The sequence below is a fragment of the Burkholderia aenigmatica genome (assembly GCF_902499175.1).
In the GTDB taxonomy this organism is placed as follows: Bacteria; Pseudomonadota; Gammaproteobacteria; order Burkholderiales; family Burkholderiaceae; genus Burkholderia; species Burkholderia aenigmatica.
Genome location: NZ_CABVQC010000136.1, coordinates 1 through 4,201, shown reverse-complemented (window position 1 = coordinate 4,201; position 4,201 = coordinate 1). Strand labels below are relative to the sequence as shown.

4 protein-coding genes and 1 pseudogene are annotated in these 4,201 nt (G+C 70.1%); 3 read left to right on the top strand and 2 right to left on the bottom strand.

Features of this window, described 5'->3' with window-relative positions:
- Window positions 1-383 (bottom strand): annotated as a pseudogene (locus BDO18943_RS42195) (DUF3108 domain-containing protein); the annotation flags it as partial.
- A gap of 114 nt (window positions 384-497) precedes the next feature.
- Window positions 498-1,364, bottom strand: coding sequence for an IclR family transcriptional regulator (locus tag BDO18943_RS42190; RefSeq protein WP_011353357.1), 867 nt, complete (start codon window positions 1,362-1,364; stop codon window positions 498-500).
- Between the two features lie 156 nt (window positions 1,365-1,520).
- Here BDO18943_RS42190 and BDO18943_RS42185 point away from each other — a divergent pair, with 156 nt between their 5' ends.
- From BDO18943_RS42185 to BDO18943_RS42175, 3 genes are all read left to right on the top strand, one after another.
- Complete coding sequence (locus BDO18943_RS42185) at window positions 1,521-2,513, top strand: fumarylacetoacetate hydrolase family protein (RefSeq protein WP_175026704.1); 993 nt, start codon at window positions 1,521-1,523, stop codon at window positions 2,511-2,513.
- 137 nt (window positions 2,514-2,650) lie between these two features.
- The gene (locus BDO18943_RS42180) at window positions 2,651-3,478 is read left to right on the top strand and encodes an enoyl-CoA hydratase/isomerase family protein (protein WP_175026702.1); all 828 of its coding nucleotides are present in this window, start codon (window positions 2,651-2,653) and stop codon (window positions 3,476-3,478) included.
- Window positions 3,479-3,566: 88 nt separating this feature from the next.
- Window positions 3,567-4,201 (top strand): PhaM family polyhydroxyalkanoate granule multifunctional regulatory protein (locus BDO18943_RS42175; protein ID WP_175026701.1); only part of this gene is annotated, 635 nt, incomplete at its 3' end.

The following is a 4,201-nucleotide window of genomic DNA, read 5'->3' as shown; positions in this document are numbered from 1 at the left end:
GCGCCCGGCACGCCACTCGCTGCGGACGCGGCGGCCGGCGGCTCGCCGTGTTCGGCCGTTTGCGTCGACGTGAGGACCGGCTCCGGCGCCGGCGCGGGTTTCGGTGCGGCGGCCTTCGGGGCAGCCGGTGCGGGCGCGGCCGGCTGCTCGACCGGCTTCGGTGCAGGCGGTGCGGGCTGGCGCTCGATCGGTTGCGGTTTCAGCAGCTCGATCTGCACGGGGACCTCGGCGGGCTCGGGCGGCGTGAACGCGTCGCGGTTGCGCATCAGCCAGAACGCGGCGAGCGCGTGCAGCACCAGCACGACGACGAGCGCAAGGCCCACCCGCAGCCAGTGGCGGGGCAAGGCGTGACTCGGACGGGGGTCGGCAGGCTGCATGGGCATCGGAACAGGATCGGGGCGCTCGCGTGACGTCGGGCGCGCAGCGCGCGCCACAGGAATCGGACTGTCGAATGCGTCGCGCGTTCGCGCTGCGTGACGGGGCGGGTACCGCGTGCGTCAGGCGTCGCGCGCGTCGGGACTATAGCCGAGTTCGTAAGACAGTTTCTGCGCGCAAGCGCGCAGCGCCGTGTCGATCTCGCCGCCCCACGCAATGTCGAACGAGCCTTCCTGGCCGAGCGCGACGATCGCGAGCGCGAGTTCGCCGACCGCATCGAACACGGGCATGCAGAACGCGTGGATCGTCGGCAGCAGCATCCCCTCGACGCGCGCGGCTTCGTGCCGGCGCACGTCGGCGAGCACCGCGTCGACCTCGTCGAGCGTGCGCGGGCCGCCGTGGTGCGGCGAGCGGCGCGTATCGGCAAGTTCGCGCTCGAGCATCGCGGCGGTCTTGCTGCGCGGCAGGTACGCGGCGAACAGCAGCCCCGTTGCGGAGCCGAGCAGCGGCATCACGTCGCCGAGCTTCAGCGATGCCTTCGCCGGGTGGCTCGATTCCATCCAGTGCACGATCGTCGGCCCCTGGTTGCCCCATACGGCGATACCGACCGTCTGGTCGAGGCGGTCGCGGAATTCGGTCAGCGCGATCCGCGCGAGCTTCACGCCGTCGACGCGCGCGAGCCGCGCGAGCCCCATCTGCAGCGCGAAGCCGCCGAGCTCGTAGCGGCCCGAGACGGGATCCTGCGACACCACGCCGAGCCGCGAGAAGCTGACGAGGTAGCGGTGCGCCTTCGCAGGACTCATGCCCGCGCGCTGCGCGAGGTCGCGCAGCATCATCGCGCGCGGCTCGCTCGTCAGCACGTCGAGCAGGCGGAAGCCGACCTCGATCGACTGGATGCCGGAACGGACCTTCTCGCCGTGCTCGCCGGAAGCGGCGTCGTCAGTGTCGGAGTCGGCAAGATCGTCGTCGGGAAGCGGGCTGGCAGGCATGGGCGGCAGGTGCGCGAAAAGGCGGCAGGAATCGAGCTAAAAAACCGGGCCGAAAAATCGGGGTGAAAACGGCGCGCACAATCGCGACGCGCCGCAGGGATTCACCATCGTAAAATAGATTCCCTCCATCGTCACTACAACGGCAGAGTCCCCCTTATGAAACTTGCTTCGCTGAAGGACGGCACGCGCGACGGCCAGCTGATCGTCGTGTCGCGCGACCTGCATACCGCGGCAATCGCCGATGCGATCGCGCCGACGCTGCAGCGCGTCCTCGACGACTGGGCGTTCTACGCGCCGCAGCTGCGCGACCTGTACGACGCGCTGAACCACGGCCGCGCGCGCAATTCCTTCGCGTTCGATCCGGCCAACTGCATGGCGCCGCTGCCGCGCGCGTTCCAGTGGGCCGACGGCTCCGCGTACGTGAACCACGTCGAGCTCGTGCGCCGCGCGCGCGGCGCGGAGATGCCGCCCGAATTCTGGACCGACCCGCTGATGTACCAGGGCGGCAGCGACGATTTCCTTGGAGCCCGCGACGACGTCGTGTGCCCGTCCGAGGAGTGGGGCATCGATTTCGAGGCGGAAGTCGCGGTGATCACCGGCGACGTGCGGATGAGCGCGACGCCCGACGAAGCGCTGAAGGCCGTGCGGCTCGTCACGCTGGTGAACGACGTGTCGCTGCGCAACCTGATTCCGGCCGAGCTCGCGAAGGGCTTCGGCTTCTTCCAGAGCAAGCCGGCCACCGCGTTCGCGCCGGTCGCCGTGACGCCCGACGAGCTCGGCGACGAATGGCGCGAAGGCCGCGTGCACCGGCCGATGATCGTCCACTGGAACGGCAAGAAGGTCGGCCAGCCCGATGCGGGCACCGACATGGTGTTCCACTTCGGCCAGCTGGTCGCGCACGCGGCGAAGACGCGCAACCTGCGCGCCGGCTCGATCGTCGGTTCGGGCACGGTGTCGAACAAGGACGCGAAGCGCGGCTATTGCTGCATCGCCGAGAAGCGCTGCCTCGAGACGATCGAGCACGGCGCGCCGCAGACCGAGTTCATGCGCTACGGCGATACCGTGCGCATCGAGATGTTCGACACGGCCGGCAAGTCGATCTTCGGCGCGATCGAGCAGTCGGTCGCGCCGCCCGACGGCGCGGCGTAAGCCACGCGGCGCACGCAGCGCTCCGCGCCCGCGAAACCCGGCTTCGGCCCGCGCGCCGGGTTTCGCCTGATGTTTGCCCGCGCGGGCTTGGCTACACTCGATTCAGGGGTTCGAGAACCTCGAGCAAGGAGCAGCGCATGGCCAATCTCGCCGCGTACGGCGGTTACGAAGCACTGAAGGTGACGCGCCGCGACCATGGCGTGCTCGACATCGTGATGAGCGGCGAGGGCGCGAACCGCAGCGGCCTCGCGACCGCGAACGCACGCATGCATCGCGAGCTCGCCGACATCTGGCGCGACGTCGACCGCGATCCCGACACGCGCGTCGCGGTGATCCGCGGCGAAGGCAAGGGCTTCTCGGCGGGCGGCGATCTCGCGCTCGTCGAGGACATGGCGAACGACTTCGACGTGCGCGCCCGCGTGTGGCGCGAGGCGCGCGACCTCGTCTACAACGTGATCAACTGCAGCAAGCCGATCGTGTCGGCGATGCACGGGCCGGCCGTCGGGGCGGGGCTCGTCGCCGGACTGCTCGCCGACATCTCGATCGCCGCGAAGGATGCGCGCATCATCGACGGCCACACGCGGCTCGGCGTCGCGGCCGGCGACCACGCGGCGATCGTGTGGCCGCTGCTGTGCGGGATGGCGAAGGCGAAGTACTACCTGCTGCTGTGCGAGCCGGTGAGCGGCGAGGAGGCCGAGCGGATCGGGCTGGTCTCGCTCGCGGTGGATCCGGCCGACCTGCTGCCGAAGGCCTACGAAGTGGCCGAGCGGCTCGCGCACGGTTCGCAGTCGGCGATCCGCTGGACCAAGTACGCATTGAACAACTGGCTGCGCACGGCCGGGCCGACCTTCGATACGTCGCTTGCGCTCGAATTCATGGGTTTTTCCGGGCCCGACGTGCAGGAAGGGATCCGCTCGCTGCGCGAGCGGCGCCCGCCCGAGTTTCCCGGCGACGCGCCGTTCTGACACGCGCTGGCGCTATGATCGATCCAGGCGCGGCTCGCGCGACGCATGGCGGCCGCCTCGCTCTCACCCAGTCAACCAGGATGCCCGTATGACGACCGATGCCTCCGGCTCCAACCCTTTCGCCGGCTTTGCCGGCTTCAAGCCCGCCGACATGATGGACCGCATGTGGGACATGATGCGGATGTCTCCGTTCGGCGGGATGACGTCGTTTCCGGGCGCCACGCAAGGGCTGCCGCCGTCGCTGTCGAGCATGTCCGACATGATGGCGCCGCTCACGAGCGTCGAGGAACTCGACAAGCGGATCACCGATCTGCGCGCCGTCGAGCAGTGGCTGAAGCTCAATCTCGGGATGCTGCAGTCCGCGATCCAGGCGCTCGAGGTGCAGCGCGCGACGCTCGCGACGCTGCGTGCTTTTGGCGCGTTCGCGCAAAGCTCGATGTCGGCGGCCGAGGAAGCGGCCGTCGCGGCCGCGCATGCGGCGAAACACGCGTCGCCGGCGCCGGATGTCGACGCTGCGGCGTCCGCCGCGGATGCATCGGCGGGCGACGCCGCGCAGCAGTCCTTCGATCCTTCCGGCTGGTGGAACCTGCTGCAGTCGCAGTTCAACCAGCTCGCGAGCCTCGCGATGGCGCAGCCGGGCATGCAGCCCGCCGCGCCGGGCGATGCGCCGCAGGCCGCGGCCGCACAGCCGGGGCACGCTGCGCCGGAGCAGGCCGCGAAGCC